The sequence below is a fragment of the Vibrio sp. Isolate24 genome, from assembly GCF_022398215.1.
Classification (GTDB): domain Bacteria; phylum Pseudomonadota; class Gammaproteobacteria; order Enterobacterales; family Vibrionaceae; genus Vibrio; species Vibrio coralliilyticus_A.
This window is the reverse complement of sequence record NZ_JAKEUU010000001.1, coordinates 52,992-69,744: the sequence shown is the minus strand read 5'-3', so window position 1 is coordinate 69,744 and position 16,753 is coordinate 52,992. Positions and strand designations below refer to the sequence as shown.

Below are 16,753 nucleotides of genomic sequence, written 5' to 3'. Positions count from 1 at the left end.
CTAGATATGTTGCACATGCAACTTATATAAAGAACAAAGGACTCAGCCATGACACCAACGATAGACACCATTTTGTCTCACCGTTCTATCCGTAAATTTACCGATCAGGCCATTGACTCATCTCAGCTCAATATCATTATTCAATCTGGCCTTGCTGCTTCGTCTTCCAGCATGTTGCAAGTCGTGTCTATTATCCGTGTGACGGATAACGAAAAACGTCAAGCTTTAGCGCATTTAGCAGGAGATCAACCATACGTAGCAAGCGCTGCTGAGTTCCTTGTATTCTGTATTGACTATCAGAGGCATTTTGAGATAAACCCGAAGGTAAAGCCTGAATTTACTGAACTCACACTGATTGGTGCAGTAGATTGCGGCATTATGGCTCAAAATTGCTTGCTTGCTGCAGAATCTCTGGGCTTAGGGGGTGTTTACATCGGTGGACTAAGAAGCTGCGCTCAAGAAGTGGATGACGTGCTTAACTTGCCGGCCAATAGCGCTGTTTTATTTGGATTATGCTTAGGTCATCCCGATCAGGATCCTGAAATCAAACCCCGCCTACCTGCGCACGTAATCGTACATGAGAATGAATACCAGCCTCTCAACCTGCAAGATATTGAAGACTACGATACGACGATGCAAACTTACTATGCCGCTCGAAGCAGCAACCAGAAACAGAGCACATGGTCGGAACAAGTGACGGGGAAACTGGCCGGAGAATGCCGTCCACACATCAAGCCTTACCTCAATGGTAAGGGGTTAGCGATAAAGTAAATATATCTATCACAAGAGGTAATCGCTTACGTAAGGTATAAAAAGAGCAGCACGGCCAATCATGTTCGTGGGGGTTTTGGAGCATGTTGCTTGGCTGTGCTGCTGTCTTTAGCCACTTACCAATGGCAAAGATGTATTAAAGCCAAAATAGCGGAACGTTCCAGCCAAGAGTCCGCTTTTTCCAATCTCTCATAGTAATAACAGACTAGTGGCTTCTGTTTGCTGTAATTCATCTTTTCTCTCTTAATCCTGTGTTGACCTGCTTATTATTTCTCTATAATAGGAACAGAAAAACCGAGAACTTTTATTTAATCACTTCCCTATAAAGTCATTCACAGCCTTAAATGAAACGAAAATTCACTTTTATTATTAAAATAGGGAAATGATTATTTTGTATTGTGCTTATTTTTACTATCTGGAGCCCTTGTGTCAGATTTAACCTTGTTGCGCTACTACTCCCGACTCGAGCCATTAGGAGTGGGTGAAGAAATCAAAATAGCCCTACCTCAAGTGGCTGAACTCCTGTTCACTAGCCCTCGTCATGCAAGAAATTTAATCAACCAGATGCAACAGCTTGAGTGGCTGGAGTGGGCTCCAAAGGTGGGCCGAAACCAACGCTCCAGTTTGTTACTCAATCATCCACTGAATGAGCTGAAGTCACAGCTGGCGGCGAAGCGCATATTGGAAGGAAAGTATGAAAAGGCCTTGGGTATTCTCGATAACGATGAAACAGCATTTGGGCGTCTGTTACAGAGCACATCAGGGGCCTCACTTCGAGAAGGCGTGCTCCATATCCAATTAACCTACAAACGCTCTTTTGAACGACTCGTTCCCCATCAACTACAGCGTTCCAGCGAGCGATACTTATTACGCCAAATCTACTGTTGCTTGGTCAGCAGTGATGCCGAAGGTAGCCTTGAACCTCAGCTTGCTCATCATTGGCACTATGATGAAACACATTACCAATGGACGTTTTATCTTCGACCTTCACTCACTTTCCATAACGGGGCAGCCATAGATGCAGACAGTATTGTTAGCCTGTTTGCTAAACTTTCAACACTGACCAATTATCAAAGTGAACTAGCCCATTTAGTCAGCGTGACGTCTCCAATGGCGAACAAGGTGATCTTCCAGCTTTCACAGCCCGATCAAGGGTTTGGGGGCCTGATCTCAGGTGTCAAATATTCGATTCAACCCACCAGCCAAGTCAATAATGCCCACAGCTATGCTGTGATTGGTTCCGGGCCTTTTCAAGTAAGTGAACATTCACAGACGCGCCTTTGTTTGGAAGCATTCGAGCGATTTTACGGGTGTCGAGCACTCACGGATCAAGTGACTATCTGGAAGCTAGATGAAAGTGAATTAACGAACAAACAGATTCAGACTAATCAGCCAGGTGCACAGGAAAGCCGCGAGTGTCATTATTACCTTTCTCATGCTGTCGACATTAAGGTCCGCAATGATACTCAGCAGTCACGTATCGAAGACGGCTGTATGTTCATACTGTTCAATCAAATAGCTTCCACCACACTGAATGATGCTCAGCGGCGCTATCTATCTTCACACTTGAGTTCTGTGCGTGTGTTTGAACAGCTTAAATCAAGTCAGACATTATTTGGCTGTGAAATAGCACACAATATGTTACCGATGTGGCATCCAGTTATTCGACCCGAGGCACCCAGTGTTGAATTGCCAAAACAACTCGACATTGCTGTTTACGACTATACAGTGCTAAGAAACTGTGCTTTTGCCGTCAAAGCTATTCTCTCTGAGCTAGGAGTCGATGTTCAAGTTCAAACCTACTCCTACCGACAGCTCAATGAGCTGGCTCAAAATCAACAACTCAACCAGTCCATGATCATTACGAATATCAATTTAGATGACAATCGACACGCTTCCGCTTTTAGCAGCCTGTACCATAATCCGGTTCTACAAAGCTGTATTGGCCAAGACTCAAAACAATGGCTCACTCAATCGCTCAATACACTTCGTTCAAAAACGCCTCTAAATCAATATCTTGATGCTTTGGAGCCCATAGCTTCCGCATTGATCAATCAATACTGGTTAACACCACTTTTCCATCACCGCCAAACCTTGCGCTTTCATGGTGTTCTTAAGGATGTCGAGCTCACCAATTGGGGCTGGCCGGATATCCGTAATGTATGGTCAACGGATGATTCAGTAAGTGATTCGCACCCTTATATTTAGTACTCTAACAGAGGGTTTTATTTAAAACCCTCATTTTATCTACAAAACATGAAAATTAGCCATTAAACCAACATCTCACTTCTTGATATTCATAAATTAATCATTTGAACACTAATTAATTTTTTACTACTCTGTGCTTGTATACTTCAGAAAGGAATTTGAAATGAAATACACAACTGCAGTGTTAGCCCTCATTGCCACCAACGCCGCTTTTATCTCTCATGCTTCTGCCAATGAATGTGGCAAGGTCACCATCGCTGATATGAACTGGAACTCTGCCAGCCTAATTGCCAACATTGACCGCTTTATTCTTGAACACGGTTACGATTGTGAAGCCGAGCTTATTCCAGGCGATACGATGCCAACGGGCACATCTATGATCGAAAAAGGTCAACCAGATGTCGCACCTGAGCTATGGAGTAACAGCCTTAAAGATGCTCTAGATAAAGGTGTTGAAGAGAAGCGGCTTCGCTATGCAGGGCGCTCACTGGTTGATGGCGGTGAAGAAGGGTTTTGGATTCCGTCTTATTTGGTGAAACAGTACCCTGAAATGAAAACCATTGAAGGTGTTAAAAAGCACGCGAACTTATTTGAGCATCCTGAAGATCCTGATAAATCAGCATTCTATAGCTGTCCTGCCGGTTGGAACTGTCAAATTAGCGCTGGCAACCTATTTAAAGCACTGAAGCTCGATAACTCTGGCTTCGTCATTGTTGACCCCGGTTCAAGTGCGGGCCTATCGGGCGCCATAGCAAAAGCTTATGAGCGAAAAGAACCATGGTTTGGTTACTACTGGGCACCAACAGCTGTTCTTGGTAAATATGACATGGTTAAAGTTGATTTTGGTAGTGGTGTCGATGAAAAAGAGTTTATCTCTTGTACCACCAACGCCGACTGCGATGCACCTAAAGCCACAATGTACCCACCATCACCAGTACACACGATTACAACCGAAGCCTTCGCTAATCGTGCACCAGACGCTTATCAATACTTTACCAAACGTGGCTTCACCAATGCTGATATGAACCAGTTACTAGCGTGGATGGAAGACAACCAAGCGGATGGTGAAGAAACCATGTATTACTTCTTGGAAGATTACCCGCAAATCTGGACTAAATGGGTTTCTCAAGACGTCGCTAACAAAGTAAAAAGTGCTCTTTAACAAGACGTTATCACTGATATGAAGTACTCCAAAGCCAGCCTTGTCTGGCTTTGGTTTTAAAAGGAATTAAATGATGTCTACAGAAAACTGGCTGAACAGCTTTCCTGAAATGGAACGTTCTGATTTAAGAGCGATTAGAAAAACACTCGATGGGGCTTATCGAGAATTCTCTCGAGAATACGGAGAATTCATTGAATCTCTCTTTGACCCGCTCCTCTCTTTTCTCATCTGGTTTGAGAAACTGCTTCTTTCAACACCTTGGGTCATTATTCTTGCTATTTGTACCGGTCTTGTGTTCCTCGCCAGCCGCTCCTGGAAACTAACACTCGGCTGTTTCGTGTCGCTGATACTCATCGGTTACTTCGGTATGTGGGAAGACACCATGCGTACGCTGAGTATTATCACCGTCTGTACACTGCTTTCCATCGCCCTCGGAATCCCTATTGGTATCGCAATGGCACGTTCCGATCGTATTCAGTCAGCGGTGACTCCCCTGCTGGATATCATGCAAACCATGCCCGCCTTCGTATACCTAATCCCCGTAGTCATGCTATTGGGTATTGGTAAAATTCCAGGGCTGATCGCCGTCGTAATTTACGCTATTCCTCCGGTTATTCGTCTCACTAACCTTGGCATCCGGTTGGTCGATAAAGAAGTACTCGAAGCAGCCACGGCCTTTGGAGCCAGCGCCAAGCAAAGACTATGGGGCGTCCAACTTCCACTTGCCATGCCAACCATTATGGCAGGGATCAACCAAACCATTATGATGTCTCTATCGATGGTTGTTATCGCATCGATGATCGGGGTAAAAGGTCTAGGACAACCTGTACTTAAATCTATTACCAACCAATACTTTACCCTAGGCCTGCTCAATGGCTTTGCTATCGTGGCCTTAGCGATTCTGTTTGACCGAGCATCGCAAGCCTACGCAAAACGTACTCAAGCTCACCTAGGAGACATGAAACATGACTAAACCTCTTATTGAAATTAGTGGCTTGTATAAAGTTTTCGGACGCAAACCTGAGTCAGTTATGAAGCGGGTGAAAGCCGGCGACAGCAAAGAGGAAGTACTTGCAGATACTGGGCATACCGTCGGCCTCAAGGATATCAACCTTAAAATCAACAAAGGTGAAATCTTCGTCATTATGGGTCTCTCAGGTTCAGGTAAGTCGACATTAATCCGTCACTTTAATCGCCTCATCGACCCAACTGAAGGACAGATTCTGGTTGAAGGCACAGACGTTATGCAACTCAATCAGAAGCAATTGGAAGAGTTTCGTCGCCATAAGATGTCGATGGTGTTTCAACGCTTCGGTTTGTTACCACACAGAACTGTCGTGGAAAACGTATCTTACGGCCTTGAAGTTCAAGGCGTAGAGAAAACCCAGAGGCAGACCAAAGCCGAGCAATGGTTAGAAACGGTTGGTTTGAAAGGGTACGAGAACCAATACCCTGCGCAATTATCCGGTGGCCAACAACAACGGGTGGGTCTTGCACGAGCACTGTGCACTGACGCCGAAATTTTATTGATGGATGAGGCCTTTTCAGCGCTCGACCCTTTGATTCGCAGTGAAATGCAAGACCAACTCATTGAGTTACAGGAGAAGTTGCATAAAACCATTGTGTTCATCACTCACGATCTTGATGAAGCTCTTCGTCTCGGGGATCGCATTGCCATTCTGAAGGATGGCTTATTGGTTCAACAAGGAACACCTGACGAAATCCTGCTCCACCCAGCAGATGAATACGTTGAGGCCTTCGTGAAAGATGTCAACCGTGCACGAGCTCTGACCGTAGAAACGGTAATGCAGCCTCCAGCATATCGCATTACTGCGACTAGCATTCAAGAAGCTATCAAACAAATGAAAGGCATCAAGCAAGACTACGCCTATCATGTGACCGAAGAAGGCTATCAGGGTATTGTCACCAAAGAGAGCTTACTAGATGCGGCAAAGGACACATCAAGCAAAGAGTTCAATGAAGAGATCTACGAAGAAGTACCATCCATTTCTCCAGATGCTGCCATTGAAGAAGTCCTGATGGAAAGTATCTCTTGTGATTACTCACTCCCTGTGGTCGATGAAGAAGGCAATTTACAAGGGGAGCTGGAAAGAAGCGCAGTAGCAGAGATCTTCTCCGATCAAACGGAGGAAGACACCCCGTCCCCAAAGTTGGATAAGGTGTCCTAAATCTGCATAAAGCCGCTTTAGACATCTAGCTCAAATCTAAACTCCACACATTATCGTGTGGAGTTTTATTTTGAAGTAACCACAAAACGTAAAATCAGCATTCTTATCATTCATAGAAATTCCGCCTCGGTATGATCAACTTTCTATCTTTATTCCAAACTTTGAACATAATCACGCTGTTGCATTTGAAATCGAAAATTTAGTCCGTATCTTGTATTGGGAAATACAAAATTACTGTATGGATAAACAGGTGTTAGCAAGCAAATTTCAGGTGCATTATTATTTTGATGATCATTCGCATTCCATGGATGCAATGGTACGTAATCAGTGTGAGTGTGAGATCATTGCCATACTGTTGGAAATTGCTAACGCACTAGAAGAGAATATTCTGATAGAAAGTGAAGCTCATCAGGAAGGCGGTTTGCGCGATATCTGGAAGGTAGCTAATGCCAATGCTGGCATGCTTTCAGTGATCGTCGGTATTGCCTCACTGGCCCTCCCTCTTCTCCCAAAATCAGACTCTGAGCTTGAACGCCTCCAGAAAGAAGAGCTACGTTTAAGCATTGAAGAGCGCAAGTTGAGAATCGAAAAGCTCAAAGCTGAAGTAAAGTCTGACAATGTCACACCTGAAACCATTTCCAAAGTTGCAGAAGTTGTTAACGAAAACTACAAGGTGATTACTCGTCGCTCGAACCTATTTAAGCACTTAGACAATTACCCGAAAGTGATCCAATTAGGTGTCAATAGTCTCACTGAATCCGGAGAGGAAGCTTTGCCCGAATCCCACATCAGCCGATCCGCCTTTAAGCAATATGTTTTACCTACTCACCGCCTCCCGATGCAAACCATAGATGATGCAGTGATAGAAATAGTTTCGCCAGTATTAAGGCAAGGCAACTATCGATGGAAAGGCATCTGGCAAGGGCAAAACATCAGCTTTACGATGAAAGATATCAGCTTCAAACAAGATGTTCTGAGCAAACAGATCAGCTTCCAACATGGCTCTTGTATCCGCTGCGTCATGAATATTCGCTCTAAGCTAGACCACATTGGTGAAATCGTGATCACCAGTTTTTCCGTGGAGACGGTTCTGGAACATGGTCATGGCATTGGCTCTCATGAAACTCCGCAGGGTAGCGCCTATCATCATCGACGAAGTTTGGAGGCCGCTCAAGGCGATCTGTTTGAAACTTCTTAAGAGCTGAGATAACTCAGTCCTTACCCACCTAAGGTCCTTATCTCCCCAAATGTGCTCTATAACATCAAACACATTTTTACCCTCAATCACTGCTTAAGGCTACGTTAATCCCATATTCACAGCGATTTGACCGCTATATCCCAAAAACTGAACTGTATGTATATACATATTAAATTTATAAAATTAGAATCAAAACTATGCAGTCTAGTGGTAAGGAATAATAATGATTGAACACTTGGAGTCAGGTATCCGAAAACTGGTTGAAGGATTCATTGACGCTGGAAAACCTTGTCCTTCTGAGCAACCCATTGAAGCGAGACGCGCAGGATATCAGTCAACAGTTGAGCTGGCAGGTAAAGGCCCAGAGATGGCGCAGGTGTATATCGATATCGTTGACGGGATTACGCTCAAAATTTTCAGACCCAGCGACGCTTCTCACCTGCCGATAACGATTTACTTCCACGGAGGTTGCTTTATCAGCGGAGGCTTTGACACCCATGAGCAGCAGTTGCGTCAACTCGCGGCCGAATCTAACAATGTGGTGATCAGCGTTCAATACCGATTAGCGCCAGAGCACACTTATCCTGCCGCTCACGATGATGCCTACAATGCCGTTGTCGCAATCCGAGAAATGGGCTCGAAATATGGTGGTGATACTGAACGTATCTCCTTGGTAGGCGATAGTGCCGGCGGCCATCTCACATTAGTGACAACAATGCGCCTTAAGCAAAGACAAAACTGGCTACCTGAGCGCCAGATTCTCATTTACCCAATGCTCGATCCGCATGGTTCATCGGCCAGTTACAAAGTTAATGCAACCGACTACATCATTACCGACAAAATGCTGCTGTCTGGTTTTGATATGTATCTTAGTGAAAGAAACCCAGAGCACATTGATGCAAACCCTGAACTCAACCCGCTGCTATGTGGTGACTTTCGAGGTTTGCCTCCAACTTCGATTATCACAGCAGAATTTGATCCATTAAGAGACGAAGGTGAGCAGCTTTACCGTCAGCTGTTAAAACATGGTGTAGAAGCGCATTGTGAACGATATTTAGGTGTCATACATGGTTTTTATCAGCTTTCTGCTGTCAGTCAATCAGCAGTACGTTGTATTAGTCGTATTGCCGCCGAGCTGGCTAGCTCGATTCCAAGTACATTAAACAGAGGTCACTGACATGATTGAATTGGATTACCTGGTTCAAGTCACTAAGCTACCGAGCGATCTACAGAGTGCTTCTGGGGATGTGGATCACCATCTGTACGACACCTATGAAATTTATCAACGTGTCATCGACTCTAACTTGCTGTGGCGAGTCTGGTTAATCGACGAATACGATCAGGTGTGGCTTGAGGTTAATTTCATCAACTCTGAAGGTGAGGCAGAGTTTCACACCATTAAGATCGATGAAGGCACCTACAACAAAGTGGACTTTGATCGTTACCAAGCGCTAGATAAGCTTGAGTAGTTCCAGTGCAAGATTGAATCTCTGAGCTTCAAATCCTCAATTGTCCAATTACTCATTTTGATGCACACATACTCGTTTGCATTCTTACTGTTTGATATAATGGTAAATTATACAATAAACACTTAGATTCCCGAGAATTATGCCTAGAGTGTATTTCTATCGCACATAGCGACTTCGCGGGTAATCAAAGACAACAAGAATCAACAAAACGATATTCAGATTGGATAAAAGGTAAGAACATGAAATGCCCAAAATGTGACTCTAACTTTGAGCAACTTCAGACACCGCTAGGTGATGTAGAAAGATGTATTGACTGTAAAGGGCTTTGGTTAGATGCCCATGAAATTGAAGCGATGAAGCCACTTGCAGATGTCATCGACAACGGTGATGAGGAAATTGGCAAAGCGTACAACGCAATCGATCGTATTCAATGCCCAATTTGCCCAAACAACCAGATGTTAAGACTCGTCGACCCAAAACAGCCACATATTTGGTTTGAAAGTTGCCCTACTTGTAAAGGTCGTTTCTATGATGCCGGTGAATTCAAAGATCTTGCGACCATTGACCTATCGGATTTCTTCAAAAAGTTTGTGACATCTGAACGCGTTTAACACTCTCGCTCAATCAACAGATAAAAAGCGCCCCACCCAAGCAGTGGTGCGCTTTTTACTTTTAAGGTATAACGCGATAATTAATGATGTCAGGCCACGTTAAGCAACACCAGCAATAGTTTACTTACCTTCTTGCTTTTAATTTGTCTAGGCCAGTCAATCAAAGGAATTCATTTTGATAGATACCATCAACCACGAGAACAATGAGATCCAATGGCCCGCTTTTCTTAAGCTCGAAGGTGATAACGAACTCGTTTACCTCGCTTCACAAGATATGCTTTTTCGAGAGCTAGAATCACTGATACTCGACACTAACGATTTGGTCATCGATTCTGCTGGAAGGTGTTTCCAACTGGCATCAGACTCTGAAACAATCGGGTTAAATATGACGCCAAAAACATACGACTTGACCGAAATAACCGACCTAATTCAGGCACATGCATTCAGCAAAGCTCAGGTTTGTATTATAAAGATTCAATTTGATTCCATTCACGCCGCGATCGATTCATTACGCGATCAATAAAAGATCAACATTTGTTCACGCCGGACGTTCGCGCTTACAATACGCTTCTCTCCTGTAGCGGATTCGCTGCTCACACAAAAGGTCTCTATCATGTCTGAAATGTACACCAAACACGCTAAACAGTACGATGCTGTCGTCAAGGACAACATTTACAACGCTTTGCTAGAACGCCCTTCAACCATGGCGCTTCTCGATGACCTTTCAGGTGCTGATGTCGTTGACATGGGCTGCGGTTCAGGCGTGTATGCTGAGTGGTTTATCAGCCAATCGGTGAAGCAACTAACTTGTGTCGATGCGTCTAGCGATATGATCGATCTTGTTCAGGCCAAACTGGGCGATCAAGTCAGCGCTTACGTACAGGATATTGCAAAAGGCCTTCCTCAAGAGTCAAGCAGTAGCACCGATGTCATCGTCTGCCCTCTCGTGTTGCACTATATCGAAGATCTCACACCAGTCTTCGCAGATGTGTATCGAGTCCTTAAACCCGGTGGTTACATCGTATTTTCAACCCACCACCCTTTTGCAGATTTTGAATGTTCAATCTCGGGCAATTACTTTGAACGAGAATACATCGAAGAAGAGTGGAACACGGTCGGTACGCCGGTCAAAGTCAGCTTCTATCGACGCTCTCTGATGGAAATCAGTGAGGCAATTAGTGCGTCTGGGTTAAAGATATCTCGTATTACCGAAGGTAGCGTGGATGAAAAAGTGAAATCCGTTTGTGAAACTACCTATCAACGTTTGAAGAACAACCCTAATTTCATTTTCTTCCGTTGTGAAAAGCCAAGCGCAGACTAATCAATCAAAACCTGTTGGATAATGATGATAACCGGACTCAACCACATCACTCTCGCTGTAAGTAACGTAGAACGCTCGTTGGACTTCTACACTCGCATTCTCGGCTTTGAGGGAGAGGTCATATGGGAGAAAGGTGCTTACCTCTCGATAGGGGAATTGTGGTTGTGCCTATCTCTAGACTCCCCTTGCCCTAAAAACGATTACAGTCACATAGCATTTAATGTTGCTGAGGAAGACTTCGCTACCCTATGCGAACACTTGAAGAAGCACAACGTTGAGCAACGGAAAAGTAACCAAAGTGAAGGCTCATCTGTGTATATTCTCGACCCCGATGGGCATAAACTAGAGATTCACTGTGGAAGTTTGGAAAGCCGCTTAAAAAGCTTAAAATCAAAACCTTACCGTGGATTAAAGTGGTTGAAGCCCTAGTCTGATATTCGCACCTATGCTTAAATAGTGCAAACGGTGGAGGTGCAACCATGGAAGTAGTAACAGAATCCAAACTGACTTGCCCTAAGTGCGGTTTTTCGAGCCTAGAATCTATGCCAGATAACGCCTGCGTTTACTTCTATGAATGTAAAAACTGTGGCGAACTCCTTAAACCACTAGCGGGCGACTGCTGTGTATTTTGTTCTTATGGCACGATTCCCTGCCCACCCATTCAGATTTCAGGAAAATGCTGCCAATAGCCTAGCAGCAAGCCATTAAAGGAAAGGCATAACTAAAAATGGAACAAACACTTATCATGGGTTTGGCTCAGGCTCCAGCCAAGCGAGGAGACATTGAAGCCAATTTGCGCACTCACCTTATACATGTGGAGCAATCTTCTCAGCTTGGAGCAAATCTCGTCGTGTTTCCTGAACTGTCTTTAACAGGGTACGAACTGGATTTAGCCGACGAGCTTGCCTTTGCCCCATCAAATCCTGCGATTAATGCACTTTCATCCGCAGCTACTGCGCACAACATAACAGTCATTGCGGGCTGTCCGCTTGCAGTGCCAGGCTCAAAGCCACATATTGCCGCGGTTATTTGCTTTCCAAACGGAGAGATCGAGTTCTACTCCAAACAGTATCTGCATGACGGTGAAGTCGCGTATTGCGCTGCAGGAAAAAACAATCACGTGCTCAACATTAATAATAAGCGTATTGCGCTTGCCGTATGTGCAGATTTTACTGAACCTAAGCACGCCCAAGACGCAGCCGACAACAAAGCAGACCTTTATCTGGTTAGTGCCCTGATCTCACCGAGTGGTTTCGTCCCTGATGCTAGTATTTTGTCTGGTCTTGCTCGTGACCATGCATTCCCAGTCCTCCTCTGCAATCACATATCAAAAACAGGTGGATGGGATACTTGCGGCAAAAACAGTGTTTGGAACGCTCAAGGAGAATTAGCAGGTACATCCGACAATGCGCAGCAAGGCGTACTTATTTGTATGATTAGTAAAAACCATCTTTCAGCACAGTTTCATTCTCTTCCAGAAAACGGCTATTAAATGCCTATTTTGACAAAGCAGTAACTTATTGATAGGTATTGATTTAAATCGTTTTTACGTCCAACAACCACCGGCATAGCAAGGAGGCTAAATTGGTGACCATTCGCCCAATGACAATCGAAGATTACGACGCCGTAATCCGGTTGTGGCTTCAGACTGAAGGCATGTCCGTAAGGGATGCCGATTCTCGTGAGCACATCGCACTCTACCTCGACAGAAACCCCAATTTAAGCTTCGTAGCGATCAGTGAAGGTCACATTATCGGCGCGGTTTTGGTTGGCACCGATGGTAGGCGGGGCTATCTGCAACACCTAGCTGTCTTACCCCAGTTTCGCGGTCAGAGAATTGGCTATCAGTTGGTAAGCCAATCCATTAACGCGCTAGCCAATATCGGCATTGCTAAAACTCATCTGTTTGTCCACGACAACAACCTCAATGCACAAAAATTCTATGAGAAACTGGGCTGGTTCCCTAGAGATAACATCAGGATGTATTCGTATAATTCTTCTAGTAATTCCAACGTCTGAATCAACGCAAAGAACAGAAATGCTACACGATTAATAATACAGGCATTAAATCAAGCGATTCTAGCCCACATACTACGCAAGGTAGGCATCAATTTCCCTGCGTAAACGGATATCTGAATACAGTACTTTTTTATAGATTTCAGAGATATAATTTATATTCATGCCTTCTGTTTTACGGGCTTCACTTTCAATTTTGCTAAAGAGTTCTCTTAGCTTATCAGCTCCTATATCGCCACAAACGGCTTTTAACTTGTGGCTCCATTCAAATATCTCTTGTGAATTACCTTCCTTAATAGATTGACCTAATGCTTCAATATGCTCTGATGCCGTCTCTCTAAAAATCTCAACAATGGTGTGCAAAAGCTCATGGTCCCCACGCATTCTTACAAGAGCATTATCTTTATCCCATTCAGGCTCACCACCTTCTACCATCTCTTCGGAAAAACCCTCTGCTTGATTCATGGAAAGCACCTCATCAGACAACCCCACCCACTGCTCAACTTTCTTGATGAGAAGCTCTGCATCAACGGGTTTGGAAATAAAATCGTTCATTCCATAGGAAATACATTTCTCTCTCTCACCAGAGAAAGCGTTCGCCGTCATGGCGATAATTGGCAGCTTGCCACTGCCATATGTCTGGCTGTTGTACCTTAATTGACGGGAGCAGTCGTAGCCATTCATCACTGGCATCTGACAGTCTAATAAGATGCAGTCGAAAGGCACCCCTTTCATAAACGACTTCTTAACAACTTCAAGACACTGCTCGCCATCATGAGCAAAAAAGACTAACGCACCGACTCGCTCCAGATAACCGCGAGCCACTTCTCTATTTATCTCGTTATCGTCGACAACCAACACTCGGGTACCGGACAGATCGATATCAATAGAGGAGGCTTCATTTTCTATGATCTCAACGTTGACATCTTTTGTTTGCTCCCCTCTAAAGGCAACCAAAAAGTCCAAATAAGTACTTGGCTTCGATATCCTAAAAGAATTAGGGTAATGCCCCGAAGCTTGGTTTAAGTGTGTGCACAGTTCAATCGCATGTAGCGGGCTATCTGTTTTAGCTCTAGCTTTAACCATTGAGATTATCTCTTGTCGCAACGGGTGAGCATCATCCAAAATTACCCTATCAGACTGTTTCAGGCTCTCTGAGGCAGTGTCTGTTATGTGCAAGACCTCTCCCCCTAATGAATGAACCGTGCGAGTAACCGATTCTAATAGAGATTCATTATTGAGTGCGATTACCACTGCTTGTCCCGACAAAATCAACGCTTTTTCTTCCTGCTCGCACTGGCTCTCATCAAAGTCAACGAAGAACTTAAAATGGCTGCCTTTATCTTTTTCAGATTCAAACTCAATCTCGCCATTCATCAGTTTGCACAACTGTCGACATATCGATAACCCCAGCCCAGTGCCACCATATTGCTCTGAAACTTCAGACTTTTCTTGAGAGAATGGTTGGAAAAGACGATGCTGATTCTCTTTCGCAATCCCTATTCCCGTATCGTAAACATCCACAACCAACCTCACCACACCGGGCTCTTGTTGAGTCACTGAGACCAGAACCTTGACTTCTCCCTCATTGGTGAACTTGATCGCGTTATTGATCAGGTTACTCGCAATTTGCTTTATTCTATTTGGGTCACCAAACACCTTTTTGTAGTCGATATCTACTGTATCTAAAATCACCTCGAGCCCCTTTTCTCGGGCTTTGACCGCACAAGTTTGCACTAGAGTTTCTAGCACATCTCTTGGTGAAAAAAGGATGTGATTAATTTCCAACTTCCCGGATTCAATTTTCGATAAATCGAGAATATCGTTAATCAATACAGCAAGCGTGTTGACACTATTTTCAGCCATAGTGAGGTAGTTACTTTGCACCGCGCTCAGGCCACCGGTCTTAATTAAACTCAACATCCCCATCATCCCATTGAGAGGAGTTCGCATTTCGTGACTAATGGTGGCAATAAACTTACTTTTAGCCTGACTGGCTTCTAGCGCCTTTTCATGGGCGTCTTCTAGTTGAAAGCTGTACGCCTGCAACTCTTCTGTCCGCTGGGCAACTTTTTCTTCTAGCTCAGAGTTGTAATTTTCTAATGCTTCTTGCGCTTTTACAGCGCCAGTGATGTTACGAATATTCACTACCAAGGAGTCACTTCTTCGCTGGCCATCAGAAACAATAGGGGCAACACTTACCTCAATAAATACTGTATCATCCGTCGTGATTTGGTCTTCTATAAGCTGTATCGCTTGTGTATTTTTAGCCCGCTCTAATACTTCGGATAAATCATGCTCAGATAATGTAACAATACTCGATAGAGGTTTATTCATCACATAGTGCTCAGCTTGGCCAAACAGCTTTTCAGCAGATCGGTTCCAAGTGGTAATGGCTCCAGAAGCATCAAGGCAGATAATCGCATCAGAAGCATTTTCAATAACCGTTTTCGATCGAGAGTTCATTTGATTGAGTTGTAGGCTTGACTGGTATGAACGGTAGAACAATGCAAGAGCAACAAGAGCAAACACAAGAACAAACCCCACCACTAGCCATAACTCGGTGAGCTCCTCTTGAACGATGTTTTGTACCGTTAGCTGATTAATCACACTATAGAGGGTAAGCTGCTTTGAAATATTGTTACCAAGATAAACCTCTTCCTTGGTTGCTAGCCAACTTCCGCTTCCAGCTTTCGATGTAATTTCAAAATATCCATTTTCGACCTCTCGAATATCGTATAGCAGATGGATATTTGCGGATGGCTCCAACTGGCGTGTAAATTGTTTTTTTTCGTTCTTGGCAGTAATGAAGTACCCATCACTATCTACCAGCCAGTTATCGTCCGCCAAAACATGTGCCTGGGTCAGATAGGTTAATAAAGAACTCGCATCGATATTAATTTTCAGCGCACCAAAGCGCTTCCCAGATTCATAAAAAATCGGCATAAAAATCCGATAAGTTGGTTGAAAAGGAAACGCTACTCGACCATGTTCACGATTCAAGTTAATCGGGGTGATGTAGATTTCGTTGAAATTAAGCGTTTTGAGCGCACCGTAGTAGGATTCTTTACTCTTACTCTGTAATTGGTTGTCAGGCAAGATAAGTACTTTCCCCTGAATGCGATCAACTCGAATAAACTCTTGTCCTGACTCATCGGCCACTATCACACTCAACTGCATGACATCTGGGTTGTTCTCTATCATCCCTTTAAAAATAATACTCAGACGCGCTTTCCATTGTTCCAATGTGGTGCCATCAGCTACATCTAAACCATCATTACTGAGCGCTCTCGTGATCCCTGAAATAGGTGGTGTCGAGTGAAGAAATTTAGCAGCGGCGATGTTTCTTTCTATATGCTCACGAAAGTAGTCGGCCTTGGTCATCGCCTCCACTTGCAAAGCGTCTTTTACTTGAGAGAGACTTTTTTCTGTATTTTTGGTCACAAAGTAGTAGATCGCCAACGCACCCAGTAAGGCAAATACTAGGAAAAAAAACCATTTAGCCAGCCTTCGTTTTATTGCCATACCATCCCCATCGACCACATTAGTAACGTACTGATAATAGTAGACCATATGCGTATTTTTAGAGGCCAAGTCCAGCATTTAAAACGCTAGAATAAGGGGAGTTTCACACCTTTAGGCTGTCCTTATACTTTCACCTAGCATTTTGTTAAACAGATGGCTCAACTTAGGATCGCATAAACACGGTGAAACTGGCTTGACTCACCCCTATAACACGATGTTTTGTTCCCCCTCCCAGCCAAGACAATTCAGGACGATCAACCATAAAGAATTGCAACATGTATCA

At 44.1% G+C, this 16,753-nt stretch carries 16 protein-coding genes; 15 read left to right on the top strand and 1 reads right to left on the bottom strand.

Annotation, left to right across the window (positions count from 1 at the left end; translation table 11 throughout):
* Positions 1 to 48 precede the first annotated feature (48 nt).
* The 15 genes from nfsA (at position 49) to L1D23_RS00250 (ending at position 12,948) form a co-directional block, all read left to right on the top strand.
* Entirely contained in the window at positions 49 to 771 is a 723-nt protein-coding gene (gene nfsA / locus L1D23_RS00315; RefSeq protein WP_239863587.1) for an oxygen-insensitive NADPH nitroreductase, read from the top strand.
* A 426-nt stretch (positions 772 to 1,197) separates the two neighbouring features.
* The gene (locus L1D23_RS00310; RefSeq protein ID WP_239863585.1) at positions 1,198 to 2,979 is read left to right on the top strand and encodes an SgrR family transcriptional regulator; all 1,782 of its coding nucleotides are present in this window, start codon (positions 1,198 to 1,200) and stop codon (positions 2,977 to 2,979) included.
* A gap of 163 nt (positions 2,980 to 3,142) precedes the next feature.
* Positions 3,143 to 4,141: an ABC transporter substrate-binding protein gene (locus L1D23_RS00305; protein ID WP_239863583.1), complete on the top strand. Its 999-nt coding sequence runs from the start codon at positions 3,143 to 3,145 to the stop codon at positions 4,139 to 4,141.
* Positions 4,142 to 4,214: 73 nt separating this feature from the next.
* On the top strand, positions 4,215 to 5,114 hold the full coding sequence (locus L1D23_RS00300) for a proline/glycine betaine ABC transporter permease (RefSeq protein WP_239836382.1): 900 nt from the start codon (positions 4,215 to 4,217) through the stop codon (positions 5,112 to 5,114).
* Positions 5,107 to 6,330, top strand: a complete 1,224-nt coding sequence (locus tag L1D23_RS00295) for a glycine betaine/L-proline ABC transporter ATP-binding protein (protein ID WP_239863581.1) — start codon at positions 5,107 to 5,109, stop codon at positions 6,328 to 6,330. The genes L1D23_RS00300 and L1D23_RS00295 overlap by 8 nt, the downstream gene beginning before the upstream one ends.
* A gap of 250 nt (positions 6,331 to 6,580) precedes the next feature.
* A complete protein-coding gene (locus tag L1D23_RS00290; protein WP_239863580.1) occupies positions 6,581 to 7,528 on the top strand; it encodes a hypothetical protein in 948 nt (315 codons plus the stop codon).
* A 223-nt stretch (positions 7,529 to 7,751) separates the two neighbouring features.
* Positions 7,752 to 8,705, top strand: coding sequence for an alpha/beta hydrolase (locus tag L1D23_RS00285; protein WP_239863579.1), 954 nt, complete (start codon positions 7,752 to 7,754; stop codon positions 8,703 to 8,705).
* Between the two features lies 1 nt (position 8,706).
* Positions 8,707 to 8,997 carry a hypothetical protein gene (locus tag L1D23_RS00280; protein WP_239863578.1) on the top strand — a complete coding sequence of 97 codons (291 nt, stop codon included), beginning with the start codon at positions 8,707 to 8,709 and terminating at the stop codon, positions 8,995 to 8,997.
* Between the two features lie 239 nt (positions 8,998 to 9,236).
* Complete coding sequence (locus L1D23_RS00275) at positions 9,237 to 9,608, top strand: zf-TFIIB domain-containing protein (RefSeq protein WP_045986485.1); 372 nt, start codon at positions 9,237 to 9,239, stop codon at positions 9,606 to 9,608.
* 175 nt (positions 9,609 to 9,783) lie between these two features.
* Positions 9,784 to 10,131 (top strand): DUF4144 domain-containing protein, encoded by a 348-nt coding sequence (locus L1D23_RS00270; RefSeq protein ID WP_239863577.1) that lies wholly within the window; start codon positions 9,784 to 9,786, stop codon positions 10,129 to 10,131.
* 90 nt (positions 10,132 to 10,221) lie between these two features.
* Positions 10,222 to 10,929, top strand: a complete 708-nt coding sequence (locus L1D23_RS00265; RefSeq protein WP_239863576.1) for a class I SAM-dependent methyltransferase — start codon at positions 10,222 to 10,224, stop codon at positions 10,927 to 10,929.
* 24 nt (positions 10,930 to 10,953) lie between these two features.
* Complete coding sequence (fos, locus tag L1D23_RS00260) at positions 10,954 to 11,358, top strand: fosfomycin resistance glutathione transferase (protein WP_239865326.1); 405 nt, start codon at positions 10,954 to 10,956, stop codon at positions 11,356 to 11,358.
* A 50-nt stretch (positions 11,359 to 11,408) separates the two neighbouring features.
* Complete coding sequence (locus tag L1D23_RS22185) at positions 11,409 to 11,618, top strand: GDCCVxC domain-containing (seleno)protein (protein ID WP_275658285.1); 210 nt, start codon at positions 11,409 to 11,411, stop codon at positions 11,616 to 11,618.
* Between the two features lie 38 nt (positions 11,619 to 11,656).
* The gene (locus L1D23_RS00255; RefSeq protein ID WP_239863575.1) at positions 11,657 to 12,421 is read left to right on the top strand and encodes a carbon-nitrogen hydrolase family protein; all 765 of its coding nucleotides are present in this window, start codon (positions 11,657 to 11,659) and stop codon (positions 12,419 to 12,421) included.
* A 92-nt stretch (positions 12,422 to 12,513) separates the two neighbouring features.
* Entirely contained in the window at positions 12,514 to 12,948 is a 435-nt protein-coding gene (locus L1D23_RS00250; protein ID WP_239863574.1) for a GNAT family N-acetyltransferase, read from the top strand.
* Positions 12,949 to 13,020: 72 nt separating this feature from the next.
* Here L1D23_RS00250 and L1D23_RS00245 read toward each other — a convergent pair whose 3' ends face one another.
* A complete protein-coding gene (locus L1D23_RS00245) occupies positions 13,021 to 16,548 on the bottom strand; it encodes an ATP-binding protein (RefSeq protein ID WP_239863573.1) in 3,528 nt (1,175 codons plus the stop codon).
* Between the last annotated feature and the right edge of the window lie 205 nt (positions 16,549 to 16,753).